Annotated in this window: 22 protein-coding genes and 2 pseudogenes; all 24 read right to left on the bottom strand. The window is 51.8% G+C overall.

What is annotated here, in order from left to right:
* Positions 1-36: 36 nt before the first annotated feature.
* The 24 genes and pseudogenes from dapG to rimP all read right to left on the bottom strand — a co-directional run bounded on the left by dapG (position 37) and on the right by rimP (position 18,064).
* Positions 37-1,266: an aspartate kinase gene (gene dapG / locus B0W44_RS14850; RefSeq protein WP_077720704.1), complete on the bottom strand. Its 1,230-nt coding sequence runs from the start codon at positions 1,264-1,266 to the stop codon at positions 37-39.
* A 17-nt stretch (positions 1,267-1,283) separates the two neighbouring features.
* Entirely contained in the window at positions 1,284-2,312 is a 1,029-nt protein-coding gene (locus B0W44_RS14855; RefSeq protein WP_077720705.1) for an aspartate-semialdehyde dehydrogenase, read from the bottom strand.
* Between the two features lie 57 nt (positions 2,313-2,369).
* A complete protein-coding gene (locus B0W44_RS14860; RefSeq protein WP_077720706.1) occupies positions 2,370-2,972 on the bottom strand; it encodes a dipicolinate synthase subunit B in 603 nt (200 codons plus the stop codon).
* A pseudogene (dpsA, locus tag B0W44_RS14865) lies at positions 2,969-3,867 on the bottom strand (dipicolinate synthase subunit DpsA). The gene B0W44_RS14860 and the pseudogene dpsA overlap by 4 nt, the downstream one beginning before the upstream one ends.
* Before the next feature lie 77 nt (positions 3,868-3,944).
* Positions 3,945-4,199, bottom strand: coding sequence for a YlmC/YmxH family sporulation protein (locus tag B0W44_RS14870; RefSeq protein WP_077720707.1), 255 nt, complete (start codon positions 4,197-4,199; stop codon positions 3,945-3,947).
* Positions 4,200-4,347: 148 nt separating this feature from the next.
* Positions 4,348-4,527: a Spo0E family sporulation regulatory protein-aspartic acid phosphatase gene (locus B0W44_RS14875; protein ID WP_169835612.1), complete on the bottom strand. Its 180-nt coding sequence runs from the start codon at positions 4,525-4,527 to the stop codon at positions 4,348-4,350.
* A gap of 20 nt (positions 4,528-4,547) precedes the next feature.
* Positions 4,548-4,991, bottom strand: a complete 444-nt coding sequence (gene dut / locus B0W44_RS14880; protein WP_077720709.1) for a dUTP diphosphatase — start codon at positions 4,989-4,991, stop codon at positions 4,548-4,550.
* Positions 4,984-5,756: pseudogene (locus tag B0W44_RS19125) on the bottom strand (M16 family metallopeptidase). Before B0W44_RS19125 ends, dut begins: the two are co-directional and overlap by 8 nt.
* A 5-nt stretch (positions 5,757-5,761) precedes the next feature.
* A complete protein-coding gene (locus B0W44_RS19135; RefSeq protein ID WP_335582629.1) occupies positions 5,762-6,244 on the bottom strand; it encodes a M16 family metallopeptidase in 483 nt (160 codons plus the stop codon).
* A 37-nt stretch (positions 6,245-6,281) separates the two neighbouring features.
* Positions 6,282-6,470, bottom strand: coding sequence for a polysaccharide deacetylase family protein (locus B0W44_RS18270; protein WP_077720710.1), 189 nt, complete (start codon positions 6,468-6,470; stop codon positions 6,282-6,284).
* Positions 6,464-7,246, bottom strand: a complete 783-nt coding sequence (locus tag B0W44_RS14895; protein ID WP_169835613.1) for a polysaccharide deacetylase family protein — start codon at positions 7,244-7,246, stop codon at positions 6,464-6,466. Before B0W44_RS14895 ends, B0W44_RS18270 begins: the two co-directional genes overlap by 7 nt.
* Positions 7,247-7,403: 157 nt before the next feature.
* The gene (gene pnp / locus B0W44_RS14900) at positions 7,404-9,293 is read right to left on the bottom strand and encodes a polyribonucleotide nucleotidyltransferase (RefSeq protein ID WP_418304105.1); all 1,890 of its coding nucleotides are present in this window, start codon (positions 9,291-9,293) and stop codon (positions 7,404-7,406) included.
* Positions 9,242-9,556, bottom strand: coding sequence for a hypothetical protein (locus B0W44_RS19270; protein WP_418304054.1), 315 nt, complete (start codon positions 9,554-9,556; stop codon positions 9,242-9,244). The genes pnp and B0W44_RS19270 overlap by 52 nt, the downstream gene beginning before the upstream one ends.
* A gap of 73 nt (positions 9,557-9,629) precedes the next feature.
* Positions 9,630-9,899 (bottom strand): 30S ribosomal protein S15, encoded by a 270-nt coding sequence (gene rpsO, locus B0W44_RS14905; RefSeq protein ID WP_077720712.1) that lies wholly within the window; start codon positions 9,897-9,899, stop codon positions 9,630-9,632.
* A gap of 171 nt (positions 9,900-10,070) precedes the next feature.
* On the bottom strand, positions 10,071-11,018 hold the full coding sequence (locus tag B0W44_RS14910; RefSeq protein WP_077720713.1) for a bifunctional riboflavin kinase/FAD synthetase: 948 nt from the start codon (positions 11,016-11,018) through the stop codon (positions 10,071-10,073).
* A 6-nt stretch (positions 11,019-11,024) separates the two neighbouring features.
* Positions 11,025-11,924 (bottom strand): tRNA pseudouridine(55) synthase TruB, encoded by a 900-nt coding sequence (gene truB, locus B0W44_RS14915; RefSeq protein ID WP_077720714.1) that lies wholly within the window; start codon positions 11,922-11,924, stop codon positions 11,025-11,027.
* A 45-nt stretch (positions 11,925-11,969) separates the two neighbouring features.
* The gene (locus B0W44_RS14920) at positions 11,970-12,908 is read right to left on the bottom strand and encodes a DHH family phosphoesterase (protein WP_077720715.1); all 939 of its coding nucleotides are present in this window, start codon (positions 12,906-12,908) and stop codon (positions 11,970-11,972) included.
* Positions 12,883-13,245, bottom strand: coding sequence for a 30S ribosome-binding factor RbfA (gene rbfA / locus B0W44_RS14925; RefSeq protein ID WP_077720716.1), 363 nt, complete (start codon positions 13,243-13,245; stop codon positions 12,883-12,885). Before rbfA ends, B0W44_RS14920 begins: the two co-directional genes overlap by 26 nt.
* 23 nt (positions 13,246-13,268) lie before the next feature.
* Entirely contained in the window at positions 13,269-13,550 is a 282-nt protein-coding gene (locus B0W44_RS14930; RefSeq protein ID WP_077720717.1) for a DUF503 domain-containing protein, read from the bottom strand.
* Positions 13,547-15,760, bottom strand: coding sequence for a translation initiation factor IF-2 (gene infB / locus B0W44_RS14935; protein WP_418304106.1), 2,214 nt, complete (start codon positions 15,758-15,760; stop codon positions 13,547-13,549). The genes B0W44_RS14930 and infB overlap by 4 nt, the downstream gene beginning before the upstream one ends.
* 65 nt (positions 15,761-15,825) lie before the next feature.
* A complete protein-coding gene (locus B0W44_RS14940) occupies positions 15,826-16,119 on the bottom strand; it encodes a L7Ae/L30e/S12e/Gadd45 family ribosomal protein (RefSeq protein ID WP_077720719.1) in 294 nt (97 codons plus the stop codon).
* A 3-nt stretch (positions 16,120-16,122) separates the two neighbouring features.
* Complete coding sequence (rnpM, locus tag B0W44_RS14945; RefSeq protein ID WP_077720720.1) at positions 16,123-16,395, bottom strand: RNase P modulator RnpM; 273 nt, start codon at positions 16,393-16,395, stop codon at positions 16,123-16,125.
* Between the two features lie 54 nt (positions 16,396-16,449).
* Positions 16,450-17,562, bottom strand: a complete 1,113-nt coding sequence (nusA, locus tag B0W44_RS14950) for a transcription termination factor NusA (RefSeq protein ID WP_077720721.1) — start codon at positions 17,560-17,562, stop codon at positions 16,450-16,452.
* Between the two features lie 43 nt (positions 17,563-17,605).
* The gene (gene rimP, locus B0W44_RS14955) at positions 17,606-18,064 is read right to left on the bottom strand and encodes a ribosome maturation factor RimP (RefSeq protein WP_077720722.1); all 459 of its coding nucleotides are present in this window, start codon (positions 18,062-18,064) and stop codon (positions 17,606-17,608) included.
* Positions 18,065-18,278 lie beyond the last annotated feature (214 nt).

Genomic DNA, 18,278 nt, shown 5'->3' on the forward strand with positions numbered 1-18,278 from the left:
ATCCCTCCCTTGAGGTTGTCCTCACGACGTTTCCATCTATTTAACAAAGCGTACTTTGTGCAATTCAAACTTTCGGTGAAGAGCTCGGACGGCACGCTCCATATCGGCTCCGTTTACGAGGACCCAGATGGTTGTATGCGAATCGGCAGACTGCAGTATCGGAATCTCTTCTTGTGTCAAGGCTTCTACAATGTTCGCCATCACGCCAGGGACGCCGGCAATGCCCGCTCCCACCGTCGACACTTTGGCGCAACCCGGCAAGCAAGTCGGTGTGTAGCCCATGTCACTTAATATGGACTGGGCCCGCTCCGCCACGTGATCGAAAACAGTATAAGCGACACTGCTGGGATTCACGTTAATAAAGTCCACACTGATGTCGTTTTCTGCCATGGCCTTAAACACTTTTAAGTGCATGTCGTAATCGTCGTCACTCGTGTTCAGTTTAATTTGAGTGACTCCGGGAACTTGCGTAATGCCGGTGATGAGCCGGTCATTCACTTCCCCAACCCGGCTCATTTCATTTAAATTCGTCACGAGTGTTCCAACACCGTCGGACATTGTCGAACGCACGCGGATGGGAACGTTCTTCTGCATTGCGATTTCTACGGCCCGGGGATGAATCACTTTGGCTCCCTGGAAGGCTAAATTGCTAATTTCTGCATACGTGACGGTGTGCAGCGGTGCCGCGTCTTCCACGATACGCGGATCTGCGGTCATAATTCCGTCTACGTCGGTAAAAATGTCGACGTATTCGGCGCCCAGTCCGACACCAAGTGCGGTAGCCGTCGTATCGCTTCCGCCGCGACCTAAAGTCGTCACCTCTCCATCTGCAGTCTGACCTTGAAATCCGGTCACGATGACGACAGGGACCCGCTCTAACTCTTCCTTGACCCTTTTCGGATTGACAGTGAGAATTTGGGCGTTGCTGAAATCGCCGTTTGTCAGGATCCCCGCCTGTCCCCCGGTAAGGACGACGTTGCCAATGTCCTTTTCTTTAAGCATGCTGGACAGAGTAGTCGCAGAAATGATTTCCCCGCAACTGAGCAGCAGGTCCATTTCACGTGGATTCAAACCTCGACCATTGTGCTCGATCCAATCTAAAAAAGTGTCCGTCGCGTACGGATCTCCCTTTCGCCCCATGGCCGAAACGACGACGACCACTTTATATTGTGCATCTATCGCGTTTTGGATGTGATGGACGACCCGTCGACGCAATTCGCGTGTCTTGAGAGACGTTCCCCCGAATTTTTGGACCAGTATTCTCATTGAACCGTCCCCAATAACTAGTTTACGAGAAGTTCTGCGATTTGTACCGTGTTCGAAGCAGCGCCTTTCATCAAGTTATCCGACACAACCCACATGTTGAGGGCGCGCGCGTTAGCGAGGTCACGACGCAAACGGCCGACGAAAACATCCCGTTTCCCTTCTGCTCCGATGGGCATCGGGTACAGTTGTTGCTCCAAGTCGTCTACAAGAGTCACACCGTCCGCATCGCGAAGCTGTTGTCTCACGTCTTCCAACTGAAAATCCCGTTCCAGCTCAACATATATCGATTCCGCATGCCCACTTACGACCGGAATTCTGACACACGTGGCAGTCACTTGAATCGATTCGTCCCCAAATATTTTTTTGGTCTCCCTCACCATCTTCATTTCTTCCAGTGTATATCCGTTCTCATCTGGAACGTCTATTTGGGGAATGGCATTAAACGCCATCTGAAAGTGTTTATTCAATTTCCCGACAGGCAATTGCTGTGGGTCAAACGGTTCACCGTTCAACACTGCACGGCTTTGATCCAGCAGTTCTTTCACTGCGTTCGCCCCTGCTCCGGAAACTGCTTGATACGTCGACACAATGAGACGCTTGAAACCGTAATAATCGTACAACGCCTTAAGGGCTACGACCATTTGAATCGTAGAACAGTTAGGATTAGAAATAATTCCCTGATGTTCCCGAATCTTTTCACTGTTAACTTCCGGAACGACGAGGGGAACGTTCGGGTCCATGCGGAATGCGTTCGTATTGTCGACACAGACGGCCCCGTGTTCGACAGCGTGGGGCACGAGTTGTTTACTCACACTGCCGCCGGCACTGAACAAAGCAATATCCACCCCGCGAAATGCGTCCGGAGTGGCTTCTTCGACAACAATGCTTTCGTTTTTAAACGTCACGGTCTTCCCTGCTGAACGTTTGGAAGCCAGACACTTCAAATTTTTGACTGGAAAATCTTTCGCTTCCAATTCACGAATAATTTTTTCCCCAACTGCTCCTGTTGCTCCTACGACAGCTACGTTCACAGTTTTGTTACTCACTCTTTCCTCCTCCTGCACCCGGGAAAACCGAGCACACGCCAATTCTTTTACCTTCTATTATGAGGGTAAGTAGCGGAATTTTTCAACCACTAACGGTTGAATTTGTTTTCCATGCATGGCTTCCCAGCACGTCTCCGGTATGAGTTCCATTCTCGATACGAGAGAATTCGGCTTCGTCTCTGGCGAGTCCTGCCCAAACGGGACAAAATAAACGTTTTTTGCCGCGAGCAGTTTCGCCAAATTCTGAGCATTTAATCCGAGGGCATCGTTTGTCGAAATGGCAACGACAAGGGGGCGACCATTCCGCATCGTCGCTTTGGCCGCCATTAACACCGGACTTTCTGTCAGAGCGTTGGCCAGTTTTGACAGAGAGTTGCCGGTACACGGAGCGACGAGCATCACATCGAGACGCTTACTCGGTCCGAGAGGTTCCGCTTCCGGAATGGTTGAAATAATGTCTTGCCCGGTAATATCGCGAATTTTTTGCAACCACATTTTCGCTTCCCCGAATTTTGAGTCGACATTTGCCACTGTGTAAGAAACGACGGGAATGACTTCCGCTCCAAGGTCGACTAATCGCTGCATTTGCGGCAACACTTGATCGTGGGTACAGTGAGACCCTGTCAGTCCGAAGCCGACCGTTTTTCCAGCAAAGTTCACGACGCTCCCTCCTGTTGACGAATCTGTTCTTGTATTAACTGGGACAAAGTGACCGCAAGAATTCTTCCTGCTGTCTTAGGAGCGACAATCCCGGGTAAACTGGGAGCGAGCATAGCTTTAATTCCCCGTTTTTCTGCGTAGCGAAAGTCAGTGCCTCCGGGTTTGGATGCTAAATCGATGATGAGTGTATGACCCGGCATTTGCTTGATCACTTCAGCCGTCACAACGTGCGCGGGAACCGTATTGAACACGATGTCGGCATCCCGCACGTGAGAGGCAAGGTGATCCGTATAAAACGGGCCGAGCCTCATTTCGTCTGCCCGGGCAAAATGTTCCGACTTTCTAACGCCGACACGAACGTGAGCCCCTAACGCTTTCAACGTTCTCGACAAGGTGAGCCCGACCCTGCCCAGGCCGAGAACGACGACAGTCGAACCGTGAAGCGTAATATTCGTGTGTTGAATCGCCATCATGAGTGCCCCTTCGACTGTCGGGATGGAGTTGTAGATGGCGACATCATCCCGCTCTAAAAGCTCTACAAGCTTGATCCCACGACGTTGACAGAGATTGTGCAGGTAAGGTTTTGCCATACCAGTGTAAATGGTGCACGTTTCAGAGAGAGGCATCATCCAGTCGTTGGTGAGGCGAATTTTTTTGAGGTAAAAATGCTTTCAACATAACCATTTTCATCCGTTCCGACGATAGGCAGCACGAGGACGTCGAGCGTCTGTCTGATTTCCGGTGTTAAATCTCCTTTGCGAGTCCCGCTAAATTCGCTGTCCAAATTGTCAAAACCCATTAGATACACAGTGGCATCCTGTTCGATGCAGTGCTTGATAATTTCCAGCTGGCGGGCATCTCCCCCAATGAAGGCAATTTGAACCCCAGTGAGCATTGGATGCGCTCCTTTCTGGCTTTGGCAGGCGATCACTTTTGATACTCTATCGTATGTCGATGCCCGCTGTACGGTGACTACTCCCTAGTGGCGTACTGTTTTCTCTGAGCCTCGACGATGACCATCTCCGATCCGATTTTTTTAATGTGGTTCCACGGAATCTCTATCTCCATGTCCGCCTTTTTAAACCAAGAGGACCGTACAGGGAGGATAAGAGCTTGAATGGCTCCAGTTTGAATGTCAATGGCAAGATCGGCCTGGGCCACCATCCCGAGTCTTTCACCGTTTATGACGTCAATCATTTCTTTTCCCGCAAGATCGCTCAACCTCATCTCCCACTACTCCTTCACTTCGTAGTTAATAACGCGAAAACCGTTACTCCCCCGCGACAACCGCCTCAGACTTCTCAATGTCTGTTACAGAAATGTATGAGACAGTAAAAAAGAGTAGTACCGTCCCTCCATTCGGCACTACTTGACGTCACTCCACATGTTTTTGTTTCGCTTTCATGTATTCCAAGATGAGGGCATCCAGTTCTTTGCTGAGCAACAAGAGTGACGCACTGGACAAATTGGTGATGTCATCTCCAATCTTTTGGTGCAATTCACGACGGAGCGCTTCAACTCTTGTTTCTAATTCTTTTAAACTAGGTGACTCCACGCGTGTCACTCCTATCCGTCTTATATCCCAGTGTGGCCAAATCCGCCGTCCCCTCTGTCAGTCTCGGAGAGGACGTCCACTTCTTCCCATTGCATTTCTGGCACTTCTTGAATGACGAGTTGGGCAATGCGCAAACCACGCTCGACAGTAAACGCCTCGTCTCCGTGGTTGATGAGAACGACTTTGATTTCACCGCGGTAGTCTGCATCAACCGTTCCCGGTGCGTTCAGAACCGTGACGCCGTATCGCAAAGCCAATCCGCTGCGCGGACGCACTTGCGCTTCAAGGCCTTGGGGCAAAGCGATTTTAATCCCTGTCGGAATTAATGCCCGTTCCCCTGCCTTTATCTGGACCTCTTCCGCTACAGCGGCAAACAGGTCAAATCCGCTCGCTCCACTGGACATGCGGGCAGGCAGGGGAAGATCGTCATTCCCCGGCAGACGGGTAATTTTGACGTTATACATTTGGATCACTCCGAAAAGCTTCTGGCACATCGTCGTGAGGGGAGATGAGGGCGAAACTAAGGGGACCGGAAAACAGCCGTTCAGCCAGTTGAACGACATCGTCCAACTGTATGCTGTCAATCTTTTCGACCACTTCGTCCAAAGAAGGATGTTTCCCTAGCATCAACTCGTTCTTTCCTAAGCGACTCATGCGATTCGTCGTACTCTCCATACTTAACGTAAAACTTCCTTTCAACTGTTCTTTCGCTTTGTTGAGTTCCTTTTTCGTAACGCCGTTTTCGCGCACATCGCGGAGAATGTTCAAAATAAGTTCATACACGCGGTTTGTCTGATTCAAACCTGTCCCGGCGTATATTCCGAACGTGCCAAAATCCTCATAAGCCAAATGGTAGGAGTAGACCGAATACGCCAATCCGTGTTCTTCGCGAATGTCTTGAAACAGCCGGGAGCTCATGCTTCCGCCGACAATGCTGTTTAACAACGTCAAGTCGTAAATGTGCGGATCGTGAATCGCAAGCCCTGGTAAACTGAGGCAAAAGTGGGCCTGTTCAGTCGGTTTGACACGCTGTTCAATCCCCGGATAAAATTGGGGGACGATGGGACGGACTGCCCGCCTCCCCTCTCTCGCTGAAATTGGCCGAACCAGCGCGTGACCTCGTCACGCCATGTGTCGGGGATGTTTCCGGCGACTGTAATCACAGTCCGATCTGGAGTGTAGTGTGTTTTAACGTACTCTTTCAAATCTTCTGATTTAAATTGACTCACATTCTCTATCGGGCCGAGTATCGGGTACCCAAGGGGTGGCGAGGTATTGACGCCTTCGAAGCCAGATCGTGTATCCAATCGTCTGGCGTGTCTTCCACCATGCGAATTTCTTCAATGACGACCTGCTTCTCTTTCTCCATCTCGCCTTCGTCAAATGTCGAATGAAAAAACATATCGTGCAGCACGTCGAGTGCAACGTCGACGTGCTCATCGAGTACCCTCGCGTAGAAACACGTATACTCTTTCGACGTAAAGGCGTTGACATGCCCCCCGATGGCGTCGAACGTTTCTGCAATGTCCCGCGCCGAACGGTTTTTCGTTCCTTTAAACGCCATGTGCTCGATGAAGTGAGCCATGCCGTTAGTATCTGGACTTTCAAACCGCGAACCGGTCTTCACCCAAATACCTATCGCCACAGAGCGAACGTAGGGAATCTTTTCCTCAATGACTCGAACTCCGTTAGGCAGCGTATATTTTTTTTTCAACATACTCCCCCTCAAAAACTTAAGCGATAGTCCTAATATATCAAATGTGAGGTAGGGCCTCAACACGGGGAATACGTGCTGGTGACAACACTTCATCGACTGTTCCCGGCCATAGTTCCCGCTCTTTTATGATGCGAATGATTTCGGGTAGCGCCTTCACTGTCCGATCCGTCGGATGCATGAGCACGAGCGTGCCGTTTTCGATTTTAGGGGCTACTCTTTTTACCATGGCTTGGGGGATGTCGTTTTTCTCCAGTCGACTGTATCCGCCGTCCACAAAACTGTCTTCATTCCGAGTTCGGCCGCCGTTTGTACCACTTGGTCATTAAAGTCTCCAGACGGCGGCGCAAAGTACTTGCTCGTAACCTGCAACGTCTCTTCGATGAGCTCATCTGTCTGTTCGATTTCCCGCCGCATTTGAGCCTTCGTCAACCGGCTCATTTGGGGGTGATGGTAGGCGTGATTGCCAACTTCGTGCCCGTTTTTCACGATTTCCCTGGCTACATCGGCGTGTTTGGCCAGCCAGCTTCCGTCTAAAAAGAACGTGGCTCGAACACCTTCTCGCTCTAAAACGTGCAAAAGGGATCGCACATGCTCGGTTCCCCAGGCCACATTCACCATCAGTCCGACCATCGGTTTTCGCTCATTGCCACGGTAAATCGGATGGGGAGGTAAATCTTCTAACTGAATGTCAGGTGGGATCTCCCGGAATACGAGTTTCAGTGGTTTTTCCGCTCCCCTCTCCCGGGCGAGGGCTAAAGTGCGGGATTCGTCAACGGCGAGGCCGTTGTAGGCGGGAATGGCTTTCCAAACGGGGTCGATGCGCGCGTTAACCGGAGGTTCTGAATACCGCTCAGCTGCTTCCTTCACACGGATTTCGAGATTGTCGTCCGCACGGGGAGACGTTTTGGAAGCCGGAACCCCCGCTGATGCCTTCACGTGTTCGACATAGTGCGTGACGGGAGGGGAAAACAGGATGATCGGCGCACATATAAGTCCTGTCACGATGAGACATAAAAGTTTAACCCTCGTATCTTGCACCCTGTTTCACTCCGGTTTCGTTTTCTCTATTTTATGCAAGGCGGGGACAGGCTATGAAACAGAAATAAAAAAAGAGGCAGATGAACCTCTGTCTCCTTTTTGTCACGATGTTTGACCGATGTTAGGGCTTAGCTGTTTTTTTTGACTGTTCGTTTAGGACGGCTTTGCGCGATAAGTTAATGCGTCCCTGGCTGTCAATGTCTGTCACTTTGACGGTCACCGTATCTCCTAATTTCACGACGTCTGACACTTTGCCCACACGTCTGCGATCCAACTGCGAGATGTGGATGAGCCCCTCTTTGCCCGGCAGCACTTCGACAAAGGCGCCGAATTTCTCAATGCGCTTCACGGTCCCGGTGTACGTTTGTCCGACTTCGACTTCTCGCACCAGATCTTCAATTAATTTTTTGGCCTTCTCATTTGCCTCTGTATTGGCTGAAGCGATGTAGACACTTCCGTCTTGCTCGATGTCGATTTTAACGTCGGTCTCTTCTATGATTTTGTTGATCATGCGCCCGCTGGGCCCAATGACATCGCGAATCTTCTCCGGAGGGATGTGCACCGTCGTAATCTTGGGCGCGAATTCGGACAACTGGTCGTTCGGCGAAGCAATGGTCGACGCCATGTGATCCAATATTTTGATCCGCCCCTCGCGAGCCTGTTCTAACGCTTGAGCCAATATGTCCCGGTCGATCCCTTCAATTTTGATGTCCATTTGTAAAGCGGTCACGCCTTGACGTGTTCCCGCGACTTTAAAGTCCATATCTCCCAAGTGGTCTTCCATTCCTTGTATGTCCGTCAACACTGCCACTTTATCCCCTTCTTTAATTAAACCCATGGCAATGCCGGCGACAGGCGCTTTGATCGGTACACCTGCGTGCATGAGCGCCAGAGTGGAAGCACATATACTCGCCTGGGACGTGGAACCGTTCGACTCGAGAACTTCGGACACGAGACGTATCGTATAGGGAAACTCTTTCTCTGAAGGGATAACCGGTTCCAGCGCCCGTTCCCCGAGTGCTCCGTGCCCGATTTCCCTCCGTCCCGGTGAGCGGATCGGGCGCGCTTCGCCGACGCTGAACGGCGGGAAGTTGTAATGGTGCATAAAGCGTTTGGATTCTTCCAGATCCAAGCCGTCCAATTTCTGCACGTCGCCGAGGGCCCCGAGGGTACAGACCGATAGGGCCTGCGTTTGGCCCCGCGTAAACAGTCCGGAACCGTGGGTGCGAGGCAGTACGCCCACTTCAGACGTCAACGGACGGATATCGCGCAGCCCCCTTCCGTCTGGACGCGTGTGCTCGTCCAGTATTAAACGCCGCACTTCCTCTTTCACCAGTTTATCTAAAATGTCGGCAACTTCGCGCTGCGTCTCTTCCTTTTCCGCTTCGTCTTCAGAGTCGTAAAGGGACAGTATCTCTTCTTTTACTCGCTCAATGGCATCCTCGCGTTCGGATTTCTCTGGCACTTGAATCGCTTCGACGAGCTTGTCAATCGCTTGCTCCCGGACCTGTCTCTCCAACGCGGGGTCGACTTGATGCAACTCAGGTTCCATTTTTTCCACGTCGAGCTCGGAGACGATTTGCTCCTGGAAAACAACCAATTTTTTGATCTCTTCGTGCCCGTACATGATCGCTTCTAACATGACCTCTTCCGGCACTTCCTCGGCTCCGGCCTCGACCATGTTAATCGCTTCTTTCGTCCCGGCGACCACTAAGTGGATATCACTCTGTTCCGTCTGTTCGACCGTCGGGTTTATGACAAACTCGTCCCCGATTCTGCCGACGGTCACGGCGGCAATGGGACCGTTAAACGGAATGTCGGAGATGGACAGGGCTGCACTGGCGCCGACGATGGCCGCCATTTCAGACGAACAGTCTTGATCGACAGACATGACCGTCGCAATCACCTGAACTTCATGGCGGAAACCGTCAGGGAACAGCGGGCGGAGTGGACGGTCGATCAGACGGCTAGCCAGTACTGCCTTCTCACTGGGACGCCCTTCCCGCTTAATAAACCCCCGGGAATTTTACCGACGGCATACAGTCGCTCTTCGTAATTGACCGTGAGCGGAAAAAAGTCGAGATCTTTCGGTTCATCTGAAGCCGTCGCCGTAGCGAGTACCGCCGTATCGCCGTACCGCACCATGACAGCGCCGTTGGCCTGTTTGGCCAGTTTTCCTGTTTCAATGACGAGCGGACGCCCGCCTAGGTCATATTCGTAACGTTTCTCCATGTTGTGATAAAATTCCTCCTCTCTGCTTAATTCATTCGTCATAATTAACAGTATCTCCTGCTCGCAATTGAAATAAAAGTTAAATTGAATAAAGCGGGGAATACCCCGCTTTGCGTTAACGCCTTAAGCCCAAACGTTTAATGAGCTCGCGATAGCGTTGTACGTCTTTGTCGCGCAAGTAATTGAGCAAGTTTCGCCTTCGCCCGACCATTTTCAGCAGCCCGCGGCGAGAATGGTGGTCTTTCTTGTGGACCTTCAGGTGCTCGTTTAACTCGTTAATGCGTTCGGTCAAAAGGGCGATTTGCACTTCTGGAGAACCGGTATCCCCTTCACTCCTTTTGAACTCGTTAATGATCTCGTTTTTCCTTTCTTGGCTGAGACCCACGATGTTCACCTCCTACAATTTTAAACCCCTTTACCCCGTAAGCTGTCGAGGCTATCAGCTAACCGAGTAAAGGTTTCTATGAACTTGAACCGAAAATAAGTATACCACAAAACAGTACACCCTCCAACCGTCACGACGGCCGTCCGGCGAAAACTGGCACGTATGGGATAGCTAACTTCTGACTTGTCCGATGAGCGCCCGCGTGCGCCAAACATCTTCATGCATTTGTCGGACCAGTTGCTCGGCTGAGTCGAATTTACGTTCCGGACGCAAATAGTGCAAGAAGTTGACATACAGGCGTTCGTCGTACAACTCGCCGTCGAAGTCCAAAAGGTACACTTCGACGGAAACCGACTCCCTGTTATCCTCAAATGTCGGGTTGTACCCGATGCTCATCGCCCCGCTGAACATCTTCCCCTTCCACTCGACCTGTACGGCATACACGCCGTTTCGCGGTACGATGTACGGATCGTCCATGTGGAGGTTCGCTGTAGGAAAGCCGATCTCTTTCCCTCTTCCGGCACCGCGTACGACAACGCCGTCGATGCGGTAAGGTCTGCCGAGAAACTGGGAGACCGTTTGAACGTCACCCTTGTGCAGCAAACCGCGCAACAAGGTACTGCTCACCTTTTGGCCTTTTACGTGAAACGGCGGCACGATCTCGACTGTCAACCGACCTTCACAGAGCTGCCTTAAGTCTTCTGCCTTGCCGCTCGCTCGATGTCCAAACGTATAGTCGTAGCCAACAGTCGCTCCCCGCAATTGCAGCGGAACTAACACGTCTTCTACGAACCCCCGCGGAGTAACGGCCGCAAGCTGACGGTCAAAGTGGACGACATAGGTCAGTTCCATTCCCGCCCGTTCAAACTGTAGCAGTTTTTCCCGGAGGGGTGTCAAATATTGAAAGGACCTGTCGGAAGAGAGCACGGCCCGAGGATGGGGGTCAAACGTCATCGCCGCAGGTGGACAGTGTAAACGCGCTGACAGACGTTTCGTTCGATCAAGGACGTGACGGTGCCCCAAATGGACGCCGTCAAACGTGCCGATGGCCACAACAGAGGGCTGAATGGCCATCACGATTTCATCTTCTAGCGGGTACCGAATATGGATGACTTCCATGGCATGTCACCTGTTTCCTGCAAAAACTTTTACCGGTCTCGCTCGTTTGCCGGTACGGTCACACTTGTACAGAGCCAGAAATTCGGATACGGTATACACGCGTAGTAAAGTGCCTGGTTGGTAATGTCCTTCCGGGAGTGGGATCGGGCGCCCGTTCACGACAGCGAGGCGATCCTCAAGGGGAACCGTATGAGCCGGAAAGTGGACAAGGCCGCTGTCAATCGGCTTCAGCCACCTGGATGGCCACAGATCCACCGGAGTGTCTTCCAACTGCGTTAACGTGACACACTCTTCCCGCGAATACGGCCCGCTTTTCAGCCGCACGAGATGCGATAAGTGCGCAGGATATCCCAGCGCTCGTCCAACGTCGACACACAGTGTACGAACGTACGTCCCTTTGGAACACTGAACGACAAACTTCACTTGAGGGAAATTTCCGTCACGTATGTGGACGAGTTCAAGACGATATATGTAAACTTTTCTCGCCTGTCGCTTGATTTCCTTCCCTTCTCGAGCCCAATCGTACAGTCGGCGCCCTTTTACTTTCACCGCTGAGTACATCGGCGGAATTTGCTCAATTTCCCCTTGAAACCGGCGAAAGACGTCAATTACTTTGTCTTTTGATACATGTCTGACAGGTTCCCGTCTGGTAACTTTCCCTTCCTGATCTTGTGTGTCGGTCGCAATACCTAAAGTCAAAACACCCTCGTAAGTCTTGGGCAAGTTTTGAACGTATTCGACAACGCGCGTCGCTCTGCCGAGGCAAAGGGGGAGGACACCTTGAGCAGCAGGGTCCAAGGTGCCAGTGTGTCCCACCTTGACTTGTTTAGCCAGGCGGCGCACTTTCGCCACGACATCGTGTGATGTACAGTTTGGCGGTTTCCATACAGGTAAAATTCCGTTCAAAAAGCGAGCCTCCTCCTCGTGGCATCAAGGACCGTCTTTTGAACGTCAGCGAGAGCTCCTTCCATGTAACAGCCGGCGGCGCGGGCATGTCCCCGCCCCCAGTTCTTGGGCGAGGCGGCCGACATCGAGTTTTTCACGGGACCGCCAGCTCACCTTCACGCCGCCATCGTCGACTTCTTTAAACAGAATCCCGACTTCCACTCCTTCGACATTTCGCGCAAAATTGACTATGCCGCCCACATCTTCTTCCTTCGCTCCCGCTCGTTTCATTTGTGCTGCCGTGACCGTCAGCCAGGCGATCTGACCGTCACTAGACAACGTGAGAGACGACAGGGCTTCCTTTAACAGGTGTAATTTGGCACGGGATATATTTTCAAACACGCGGTTGGCAATATCGCTCGGGACGACTCCGTACTCGAGCAAGTGGGCCGCTAACTTCATCACACGCGGAGTCGTGTTCGGGTAGCGGAAACCACCGGTGTCTGTCATGACACCCGTATACACGGCCTCAGCGAACGACCGATTCCACTTCAACTGCATGTGTGTGATCCACTCGTACAACACTTCCGCCGTCGCCGCCCGATCGTCCAACACGACGTTGACATCGCCAAAGCGATCGTTCGTCGGATGGTGATCGATATTTAACAAAGGGGTTTGCCGTTCAAACACTTGTTGGACGCCACCGAGACGCTCGCGGTCCGCTGCATCTACGCTGATGACCGCATCAAACGAGTGTTTTTTCGCCTCTTCCCAAGGCAGTATTTCCTCCGCCATCTCCAAAAACTGGTATTTCTCAGGAACCGACGAATCGTTGGTGAGCACATACCGCTTGCCGAGCTGTTTTAATGCGTGGGCGACTGCCAAGGTGGAGCCGATGGCGTCACCGTCTGGCTGGACGTGGGACACAACGAGGAAAACGTCATAAGCCTTGACAAAATTCGTTGCCTTTTGCCACTCATCACTGAACGTCTCCAGACGAGTCATCCGATTTCACTTCTTTCAACAGCTTCTCAATCCGGTTGCCATACTCCGTTGATTCATCCACTTTGAACAAGATTTCTGGCGTGTGTCTCAAGCGTATCCGCCTTCCAATCTCCGTTCGAATAAACCCTTTTGCCTTTTCCAGTCCTTCCAATGTACCTTCCAAGTCATTCTTGTCACCCATGACACTGATGTAGACTGTTGCCTGCTGCAAATCGCCTGTCACATCGACACCCGTGACCGTGACAAAGCCGACCCTCGGATCTTTCAACTCGTGTTGCAGTATGTGGCTCATCTCTTTTTTGATCTGTTCGCCAACGCGATGAGGTCGTATGCGCAAAGGGGTCACCTCCCAACGTCTAACTAGCCAACCCAGTGGTCGACTGAGAGCACTTCTAACTCGTGTTCTCCGTCCAGCACTTTGAGGGCAAAATTCAGCTCCCGCTCTACTTGCTTTTTTGTATTAGCGACAACGCCCATCCCGATCGTGGCCAACTGCTGGTGGTCTTGCATATCCACTTCGGCAATGGACACGTTGTACCGGTTTTTGATGCGTGTGATGACACTTTTGATGACACGTCTCTTGTCTTTTAACGAAGTAGAGGCCGGAACTCGGCAGTGGCAGGTCATCGTTCCGATAATCATTTTTTCCCAGTCGTGACTGAGGGCTTGATTTCTTCCATCACGTAAACTTCGATGACATCGCCCTCTTTCACGTCGTTAAAGTTTTCCAACGTGATGCCGCATTCGTATCCCTGCGCTACTTCTTTGGCGTCGTCCTTAAACCGTTTCAAGCTGTCGATTTTCCCTTCGTACGTGACGACACCGTCCCGTATGACACGGGCTAACCCGTCGCGCCTGATCTTTCCGTCGGTCACATAGCAACCGGCAATCGTCCCGACGCTCGACACTTTAAACGTCTGGCGAACTTCTGCGTGGCCGATCACGGCCTCTTGGTATTCGGGATCTAACAACCCGGTCATCGCCTGCTCCATCTCTTCAATCGCATCGTAAATGATGCGGTGCAGGCGAATGTCTACTTTTTCCGCTTCCGCCGTCGCCCGGGCGTTCGGTTCAGGTCTTACGTTAAAGCCGATGATGATCGCATTGGAGGCTGAAGCGAGAATGACGTCAGATTCTGTAATGGCTCCGACTCCGGTGTGAATGATGTTGACCTTGACGCCTTCTACATCAATTTTTTCCAGTGCCCCGCGCAAAGCTTCAACAGACCCTTGCACGTCCGCTTTAATGATCAGCGGCAATTCCCGGACGTCTCCTTCTTGTATCTGTTTAAACAGGTCATCAAGGGACACCCGGCTGTTCTCACCCCGATTCGCTTCCCGTTGTTTGGCCTCCCGCGCTTCCGCAATGGAACGGGCTTTCTTCTCGTCCTCAAAGACCATGAAAGCATCACCGGCATTGGGGACATCACTCAGTCCCAACACTTCCACCGGGGTTGACGGGCCAGCTTGTTTGACGCGGCGACCGCGGTCGTTGACCATGGCACGCACTTTTCCGAAGTAGTTTCCGGCCACGAGGGCGTCCCCCACATTCAAGGTGCCGTGTTGGACGAGAACGGTCGCGACCGGGCCTCGCCCCTTATCCAGTTCGGCTTCAATGACTGTGCCGCGAGCCCGTTTATTGGGATTGCTTTTCAGTTCCTGCACTTCGGCAACGAGCAGAATCATTTCCAGCAGGTCGTCAATCCCCTCTCCTTTTAACGCCGAAATCGGGACGAAAATCGTGTCACCGCCCCACTCCTCCGGCACGAGCTCGTACTCCGTCAACTCCTGTTTCACACGGTCCGGGTTTGCCTCCGGTTTATCGATTTTATTGACTGCGACGATGATGGGGACGTCGGCCGCTTTCGCGTGGTTGATCGCTTCAACTGTCTGCGGCATGACTCCGTCGTCGGCTGCCACGACTAAAATGGTAATATCCGTCACTTGAGCCCCTCGGGCACGCATCGTGGTGAAAGCTTCGTGCCCCGGTGTGTCAAGGAACGTAATTCGTTTGCCGTTCGCCTCTACTTGGTAGGCGCCGATGTGCTGGGTGATGCCACCCATTTCTCCTGCCGTCACTTTCGAGTGGCGAATCGAGTCTAAAAGCGTCGTCTTCCCGTGGTCGACATGGCCCATAATGGTGACGACTGGGGGCCGTTCTTTCAAATCTTCCGGGGCGTCGTGTTCTTCAATTTCTTCGAATGCCTCTTCGTTGACAACGACTTTTTCTTCAACTTCTACGCCGTAATCGTCGGCCAAGAGGGTGACAGTGTCCCCATCGAGCTCCTGGTTAATCGTCGCCATCACACCGAGCGACATGAGTTTTTTAATCAGCTCAGACGGTTCACGATTTAACATGTTGGCCAGTTCGGCGACTGTCGGGCTGCCTTCGATTTCAATTTTTTCCGGCAGCGGTTTAGGGGCTGGTTTTCCTTTGGCCGAGGCTGGTTGATGCCCTCTTTTTCCGCCCTTTTTCCCGGCTCCCTTCTTTTCATTCCTGGCGCTTTTTTCTGACGCTTTTACTTGCGCATTACCCTTTTTCCCTTGTGGGTGGCGGGATCTCGCTTTAGAGGGCTTTCCTTTAGACGCGTGTTCTTTGCGTTCGCGCCGATGACTTTTGGCGTCAGCCTTTTGACTGGAACCGTTGCTTTTTTTCCCTTTGGCACGCGCTGTGTGCTGCTGTTTACCGCGAGTCTGTCCTTGGCTCTCAGACTGTTTTTGGGCGGCTTTTTCCTTTACGTTTTTGAAAAACTGTTCCACTTGTTGGATCATGTCATCGTTCATCACACTCATGTGATTGCTAACTTTTATATCCAGCCGCTTTAATATCGTCAAAATTTCTTTGCTGCTCATGTTCAGTTGTTTCGCGTATTCATATACCCGCAACTTTGCCACAAGCTTCACCTCCAAAAGTACGATTAAGACAATTTCAACAATTGATTGGCAAATCCGTTATCCGTTACAGCTACGGCGACACGCTCCCCCTTACCGATCGCGTGACCGAGCGTCGCCCGATCGAACGAGGTGACGACGGGAACGCCGTAGTAACGCGCTTTGTCTGAAAGGGACTTTTTGGTGTTCTTCCCCGCATCAGTCGCGATGAACACGAGAGAAGCCTGACCGCGGCGGATCGCCTGTAAAACTCTCTCTTCCCCTGTCACGACACATCCTGCCCGCATCGCCAGACCGAGCAATTGGGTGGCCCGATTCAACTGTCAGATTCCTTTCGTAAGCTCTTGTTCGAGGCGCTCGTATATGTCGTCGTTCACTTCCATTTTAAAAGCGCGGTTAAACGCCTTTTGCTTTCGCGCTTTTTGCAAACAGGAAACGTCTGGACAAATGTAAGCGCCGCGACCAGACTTTTTGCCTGTCGGGTCGAAAACGATGTCGTGTTCAGGTGTTCGGACGATGCGCAACAAAGATTTTTTTTCCTTTTGTTCTTGGCAACCGACGCACTGGCGAAGGGGTATTTTTCGTCGTTTTCGCATAGCCAACTCCTCCAACTGCTCAAAAGTTCGCTTCTCTCATCAACCTCTTTCACATTACGACTCAATCTGTTCGCCTTCAATTTCGTCTTCAATGTCAGGAGAAGACTCTGCCGCGCCTTCGACTGCATCGTCTCGCTCCGCTTCTGATTCGCTCTTGATGTCTATTTTCCACCCTGTCAGCTTGGCAGCGAGACGTGCGTTTTGTCCTTCTTTCCCAATGGCGAGGGACAGTTGATAGTCGGGAACCACGACATTCGCCACTTTACTTTCTTCGTCCACATCTACGTGCACGACTTTGGACGGGCTCAGAGCGTTGGCTACATAAACTTCCGGGTCCTCAGACCAGCGAACAATGTCAATTTTTTCCCCTTTGAGTTCATTCACGACGGTCTGTACGCGCATCCCTTTCGGACCGACACAGGCGCCGACGGGATCGACGTCTTCTTCCCGCGAATGAACGGCGATTTTCGACCGGTACCCCGCCTCCCGCGAGACCGATTTAATTTCGACAATACCATCATAAATCTCCGGTACTTCCAATTCAAATAGCCGTTTCAAAAGTCCGGGATGCGTCCGGGAAACAAAGATTTGAGGCCCTTTTGTCGTTTTTTCGACTTTCGTAATGTACGTTTTGACTCGGTCGTGCTGTTTAAACCGCTCGGTCGGCATTTTCTCGTTCACAGGGAGCAAGGCTTCTGCTTTCCCCAGATTAATATAATAAAAGCGACTGTCTTGCCTTTGAACAGTTCCTGTGACGATGTCTTCTTCCCGGTCAATGTACTCTTCATAAATGATGCTGCGCTCTGCTTCACGTATGCGCTGGGTCACGACCTGCTTCGCCGTCTGCGCGGCAATGCGTCCGAAATCGCGCGGTGTCACCTCAATTTCCGCAATGTCGTTCAGTTGATAGGCTGAGCTCAGCTCCGAGGCAGCGGCCAGCGAGATTTCCATGCGCGGGTCCACGACGTCCTCGACGACTGTCTTCCGGGCGAAGACCCGCACTTCGCCTGTTTCGCGGTCGATATCGACGCGTGCATTTTGTGCAGAGTTAAAGTTGCGCTTGTACGCAGAGATCAGGGCCTGTTCAATCGCTTCGAGCAGAACGTCTTTGCTGATCCCTTTTTCCTTTTCCAACTCGGTCAGCGCGTCCATAAACTCTGTATTCATCAACATCTCCCCCGTGCAGTAGTGATCAAAAACGCATGTCTGTTTAGAACAGGATCGCTAAACGTGCCTTCGCCACTTGGTCGAGTGGGATCTCCGTCAGCTTACCGTCCGCTTCGACGACAACATGTGTCCCGGTGTAGTCGGTCAACTTTCCTTCAAACACTTTCTGCCCTTGCACAGGCGCGTACGTCGTCACGTGTACATGGCGTCCGATGGCGCGCCTGAAATCCCGTTCGTTTTTTAACGGGCGCTCGGCGCCGGGCGAAGACACTTCCAAAAAATACGATTCCGCAATGGGGTCCGCTTCGTCCAGCTTTTTGCTCAACTGCTCACTGACCCGCTCACAGTCAGCAATGTCTACGCCGTCTTCTTTGTCGACAAAGAGACGCAAAAAACGGTGGTTTCCTTCCTTTTTGTATTCAATGTCGACCAGTTCCATCTGTTCATTATGCAATATCGGCTGTGCCAGCTGTTCAACGACTTCAGTAATTTTGCGATTCAATCGGCTACCCTCCTACTCTGTTCGTCCATTCTTCCATTTGCACCCCTGTGTCGAATGGCATCGTATGTCGCGATGGCTGCAGTTGACACCGTGAATATTAGGCCTGCATTTAAAACGGAAAGAGTGGGGCGGCCCCACTCTTTCAATCGTCGCACATCATAGTATTGCCGAAAACATTATAGCATAAACGTCGAGACCCGGCAAATGGGTGACA

Source organism: Novibacillus thermophilus (assembly GCF_002005165.1).
Classification (GTDB): Bacteria; Bacillota; Bacilli; order Thermoactinomycetales; family Novibacillaceae; genus Novibacillus; species Novibacillus thermophilus.

Excerpts from the sequence above, each read along its gene's own strand:
- B0W44_RS18270 (WP_077720710.1), bottom strand. The coding sequence starts at position 6,470 with ATGGTAAAAAGAGTAGCCCCTAAAATCGAAAACGGCACGCTCGTGCTC.
- B0W44_RS14930 (WP_077720717.1), bottom strand. The coding sequence starts at position 13,550 with ATGATTATCGGAACGATGACCTGCCACTGCCGAGTTCCGGCCTCTACT.
- B0W44_RS14920 (WP_077720715.1), bottom strand. The coding sequence starts at position 12,908 with ATGACTCGTCTGGAGACGTTCAGTGATGAGTGGCAAAAGGCAACGAAT.
- B0W44_RS14910 (WP_077720713.1), bottom strand. The coding sequence starts at position 11,018 with ATGGAAGTCATCCATATTCGGTACCCGCTAGAAGATGAAATCGTGATG.
- B0W44_RS14870 (WP_077720707.1), bottom strand. The coding sequence starts at position 4,199 with ATGAGGTTGAGCGATCTTGCGGGAAAAGAAATGATTGACGTCATAAAC.
- dapG (WP_077720704.1), bottom strand. The coding sequence starts at position 1,266 with ATGAGAATACTGGTCCAAAAATTCGGGGGAACGTCTCTCAAGACACGC.
- B0W44_RS19135 (WP_335582629.1), bottom strand. The coding sequence starts at position 6,244 with ATGTTGAAAAAAAAATATACGCTGCCTAACGGAGTTCGAGTCATTGAG.
- infB (WP_418304106.1), bottom strand. The coding sequence starts at position 15,760 with ATGAGCAGCAAAGAAATTTTGACGATATTAAAGCGGCTGGATATAAAA.
- B0W44_RS19270 (WP_418304054.1), bottom strand. The coding sequence starts at position 9,556 with ATGACGAATGAATTAAGCAGAGAGGAGGAATTTTATCACAACATGGAG.
- nusA (WP_077720721.1), bottom strand. The coding sequence starts at position 17,562 with ATGAATACAGAGTTTATGGACGCGCTGACCGAGTTGGAAAAGGAAAAA.
- dut (WP_077720709.1), bottom strand. The coding sequence starts at position 4,991 with ATGTATAACGTCAAAATTACCCGTCTGCCGGGGAATGACGATCTTCCC.
- rnpM (WP_077720720.1), bottom strand. The coding sequence starts at position 16,395 with ATGCGAAAACGACGAAAAATACCCCTTCGCCAGTGCGTCGGTTGCCAA.